Annotated in this window: 7 protein-coding genes; 6 read left to right on the top strand and 1 reads right to left on the bottom strand. The window is 42.7% G+C overall.

The features are described from left to right. The first annotated feature begins 231 nt into the window (after positions 1–231). The 5 genes from B4K11_RS07325 (at position 232) to B4K11_RS07340 (ending at position 2,779) form a co-directional block, all read left to right on the top strand. Positions 232–354, top strand: coding sequence for a hypothetical protein (locus B4K11_RS07325; RefSeq protein ID WP_292955051.1), 123 nt, complete (start codon positions 232–234; stop codon positions 352–354). An 83-nt stretch (positions 355–437) separates the two neighbouring features. Then, positions 438–557 carry a MerR family DNA-binding transcriptional regulator gene (locus B4K11_RS18615; protein WP_414689246.1) on the top strand — a complete coding sequence of 40 codons (120 nt, stop codon included), beginning with the start codon at positions 438–440 and terminating at the stop codon, positions 555–557. 357 nt (positions 558–914) lie between these two features. Further along, positions 915–2,036, top strand: coding sequence for a GGDEF domain-containing protein (locus B4K11_RS07330; protein ID WP_292955053.1), 1,122 nt, complete (start codon positions 915–917; stop codon positions 2,034–2,036). A 139-nt stretch (positions 2,037–2,175) separates the two neighbouring features. Beyond that, positions 2,176–2,469, top strand: coding sequence for a hypothetical protein (locus B4K11_RS07335; protein WP_292955055.1), 294 nt, complete (start codon positions 2,176–2,178; stop codon positions 2,467–2,469). A gap of 4 nt (positions 2,470–2,473) precedes the next feature. After that, positions 2,474–2,779 carry a hypothetical protein gene (locus tag B4K11_RS07340; protein WP_292955057.1) on the top strand — a complete coding sequence of 102 codons (306 nt, stop codon included), beginning with the start codon at positions 2,474–2,476 and terminating at the stop codon, positions 2,777–2,779. A gap of 69 nt (positions 2,780–2,848) precedes the next feature. On the opposite strand, the gene rpiA is transcribed toward B4K11_RS07340, so the two are convergent. Further along, positions 2,849–3,520, bottom strand: a complete 672-nt coding sequence (gene rpiA, locus B4K11_RS07345; protein WP_292955059.1) for a ribose-5-phosphate isomerase RpiA — start codon at positions 3,518–3,520, stop codon at positions 2,849–2,851. Positions 3,521–3,682: 162 nt separating this feature from the next. Here rpiA and ilvA point away from each other — a divergent pair. Beyond that, on the top strand, positions 3,683–4,533 hold an 851-nt coding region (gene ilvA, locus B4K11_RS07350; RefSeq protein WP_292955061.1), incomplete at its 3' end, for a threonine ammonia-lyase, biosynthetic.

The following is a 4,533-nucleotide window of genomic DNA, read 5'->3' on the forward strand; positions in this document are numbered from 1 at the left end:
AATTGCCTATTAAACCTTAAAGAAGCCTGTTAAAATCCCGCGCAGTTTTAAGGGTCTCAAAGAAGACACTCAAGACAGTTCTATGCACTTTAACTCGGTTCAAACCTATTCTTATTTTCTTCGGCCAAAAGAAGTTCTAAAGGACTCAGGCAACATACGAAGAGCAGTAACATGCTGGTTACTTTATAGAATAGGAAAGTACCTATCTGCCTGAAAAATGGGGTGACTATTATGGCTGAACATGACGAAAACTTTCGCGATTCTTCTGGTTTCGCTTGGATCATTATTAACTTAGCTGCTATCGCTTGGATTACTATGCCAGCGAGCATCGCACTTAGCCGCGTTACTCTGTAAGCGATTTAAGTAGCACACAAAAGCAGTAAAAATTGAGCTGTTTTTATCTCCTGTAACCAACAGTAGAGATAAAACAGTTCAAGATTGGCCAAGCAGCCAAACTCACAGGCCTCTGTGTTGAAAGCGTTCGTTATTACGAACAACGAGGCCTAATACCCCTCCTATACTCCGGTGGCCAGATCTATTCTAAAACCGTTACTTAATAACTACGTTTTATTAATCGCTGTAACGAGCCGGGGTTACATTGCAAAAAATCTCCGAAGTACTCGTACTTCAAGACGCACCCAATACGCTATCTGTTTTAATAAAGCCGCACATAGAGAAAATAAGTTTGGAAAGAATAAACTTTTAAAAATTCCAAATATACTTAGAGCAACTTTCAAACGTAGTCAGCGGCAAAGGTGGCTCCTTAGACCCACAAACAATAGGTTTCTATAAAAAAACCTGATAATTCAAACAAGAAATCGCTAAAAAACACAATAGTAACAGCCTTTTATTAGCTATTTCCGCTATAATCACTAGACCGTAGCCAAACAACTTACCCGGCCTCAAATAACACAATGAGCCATCAAACTTCCCCACAAATTGCCCCTGAACAGAGGGCATTAATCGACCTTTCAATAAGAGCACGCGGTGGTATTGTTCTTTATCCGGCCGTATGGCTCATAACGGCTCTATGGGGCAACATCTCAGAACTAAATCCCATTACTTTTTTTGTAGTCTCTTCGGCACTCCTTGTCATATCAATACTCAGAACCATTCATTACCTGTTATTACATAAAGGCGTTAATCTTAATTTCAAATTTATGAACTACTCACTGGTTGCACTGATTCTAGCAGTGGCCTTTTTGTGGGGCGGTTTATCTGCATGGATCATATTTCATAGCCCCTACCTTGTTTTAAAGTACCCCTATATGGTTATTTTGGCCGCGTTGGGTATTGGTGGTACAGGTGTATTAAGCATCTCTCGTATCATCGGTATTACCTATCCCTTCTTAGTTTTTTTACCTAGCATTTTCAGCGCGCTTATTATCGGTGGTACCGAAAACCTTATTATGAGCTCATTAGCCTTCCTATCTATGGTTTATATCCTGGAAGCCTCAAGAGCAACACGCCAAGACTATCAAGACGCAATTAATAATCAATTTTTAGCCGAGGAGCGCGCACGCAGCTTACAAGAGGTCAGTATTACAGACCCTCTGACAGGCTTAAAAAATCGCCACTTTTTTAATGGCCAAATCGCTAATGATTGGAATAGTTGCTGCCGGACAAAACTACCTCTTTCAGTCCTTATGCTCGATTTAGATCATTTCAAGAAACTAAATGATCAGTATGGGCATTTAGCTGGTGATGAATGCCTTAAACTCGTCGGCGAGATGCTAAACAAAGAGATTCCCCGTTCGACAGATACTGCCGCTCGCTACGGAGGGGAAGAGTTCGTTATCATTCTCCCACATACCAATGTCACTCACGCCTCTTTACTTGCTGGTAAACTTGTAAAAGCGATCGCTCAACTAAACTTCCATGTAGATAAAAAGCACATTCCTATAAAGTGTTCAATTGGCGTAGCTTGTGTCACGCCACACCATTCAGAGAGTTTCAGAACGCTTCTGATGGCCGCTGATAAAGCGCTCTATCAAGCAAAGGATCAGGGACGAAATCGCTTTTGTGTAGCCGAATAATCAAAGGCCTTATTAGTATTTAAAGTCATACTCGGCACAACAACTGGCCTTATTTAGAGTAAGATAAAAGCTTCATAACAAGCCCTACCTATTGAGTCCTTCCCATTTAAACTCTTTCACTGGAGAACACTGTAAAGCCATGGATAATTTAACCGCTATCGCTATGTTACTTGGCTATTGGCTAACTATTGGGCTTTTAGCACAGTGGTGCGCGAAGAAAGCACTCCCAACCCGTATTGCTTTTATTTTAGGAGCAATCACCTGTATGGCTGTGGCAGGTATCGTGCTCGGCGCTTCAAGTATCTACCACGGTAAACTGATGCTGGTGAGTAATAGTCTTGATATGACTGCGCTGATATTTTTCGGTCTGGCGATAATGGGTGGTTGGCGCTGTACCGATAAAGTGAGAAAAGCCAATAATTCAAATGTATAACTCTATGACAAATTCAGATGCAGATATTTTAGGTTTTGAAAAAGTGGGGGCTACACCCCAATCCACTCAGACCAAAAAATCCGAAAGCCCTGAACAGAAAGTTACACGTACAGCGGTAGAGGTCGCACTGCTCTATAAAGGTAAAGAGATTTACCTTCGGAACCTCACACTCAATAACGACGGCCTATTAGTAGGTAAAGTGTCTGGCTTTTCCAATATCTGCGCCAGAGAATTTGAAGGCATTAAGCTTGGTCAAACGCTGTCATTTAGATATCAACATATACAGCACTCGACGGGGCATAATGCTTAGAAACAAAAAAACCTGCTACAGCAGGTTTTTTTTATTTCTAAGCGTAGCGTCTAGCTACTTGCTACGATATTACAGCGTAATCGTCTCAACACCTTCAGGTGTGCCCATCAAAACGATATCAGCACCGCGGTTTGCAAACAAACCATTCGTTACCACACCCACAATGTTATTAATGTGTGTTTCTAACTCTTTCGCATGCATGATCTCCATATCATGAACATCAAGAATCAGGTTACCGTTATCTGTAGTAAAACCTTCACGCCATACAGGCATTCCATCTAATTTAACCAACTCACGTGCTACTTGTGAGCGTGCCATCGGAATCACCTCTACAGGTAGTGGGAACTCGCCAAGAACACCTACTTTTTTAGTGCTATCAACAATACAAACAAACTCTTTAGCCACCGCAGCAACAATTTTTTCACGTGTTAATGCGCCACCACCACCTTTTACAAGGTTAAGGCAAGAATCAAACTCATCAGCACCATCAATGTAAACTTCCATTTCAGAGACTGAGTTCAGATCAAAAACCTGAATGCCATGTCCTTCAAGACGCTCAGCTGTTGCTTCAGAGCTTGCGACTGCGCCATCAAACATATGTTTAATCTCAGCGAGCGCATCGATGAAAAAGTTTGCAGTAGAGCCTGTGCCTACCCCCACAATACTCTCTTTATTCAATTTAGGTTTGATGTATTCCACAGCAGCATCGGCAACTGCTTTTTTCATCTCATCCTGCGTCATGATCGGCACCTGTGCTTAACGACTCATAAAAGAGGCCGTTTTTGCTAAAAATTATTGAAATCTGCACAAATTATACGCTGCATAGCGCCCATCGTGTAGACGCAATACCGCTTTGCCTTTACCATTTCTCTCCTATTTGAATTTTCAGACGAAGTAATTCCTATGCCAGACCGTTATATAAAGAAAATATTAGAAGCACGCGTTTACGATGTAGCCGTCGAAACACCGCTGGATGAAGCAAAAAGCCTGTCTGAACGTCTGAAAAATCGAATTTTACTTAAGCGTGAAGATAAGCAACCTGTGTTCTCGTTTAAAATTCGCGGTGCTTACAACAAAATGCTACAACTCAGCGATGAGCAACGCGCTTGTGGTGTTGTCGCAGCATCTGCCGGTAACCATGCTCAAGGCTTAGCAATGTCTGCAAAGCACTTGGGCGTGAAAGCCACTATTGTGATGCCTAAGACCACACCGGATGTAAAAGTAAACAATGTTCGCCGTTTAGGCGGCAAAGTTGTACTCCATGGTGATGCTTACGACGATGCAGCCGCTTACGCTAAAAAGCTAGTTAAAGAAAAAGGGATGACTTACGTTCATCCTTTTGATGATCCTGATGTAATTGCAGGCCAAGGCACGGTCGCAATGGAGATCCTGCGCCAAGAATCTGGCCCTATCGATTCTATCTTTGTACCGGTAGGCGGTGGCGGGCTTGTTGCGGGTATAGCGGCATACGTTAAATACCTGCGACCTGAAACCAAGATCATCGGTGTTGAATCAGAAGACTCGGCCTGCTTAAAGGCAGCCTTAGACGCTGGTAAACGTGTCACCCTTGACCAAGTCGGTATTTTTGCTGATGGCGTAGCCGTGGCTATCATCGGCGAGAACACGTTTGAAGTCGCGAAAAAGTACGTAGATGAAGTGATCACTGTCTCAACCGATGAGATCTGCGCAGCGATTAAAGATATCTATGATGATACTCGTTCTATCTGTGAACCCGCTGGTGCATTAGGTGTTGC

Source organism: Neptuniibacter sp. UBA6509, assembly GCA_002435145.1.
Lineage (GTDB): Bacteria > Pseudomonadota > Gammaproteobacteria > Pseudomonadales > Balneatricaceae > Neptuniibacter.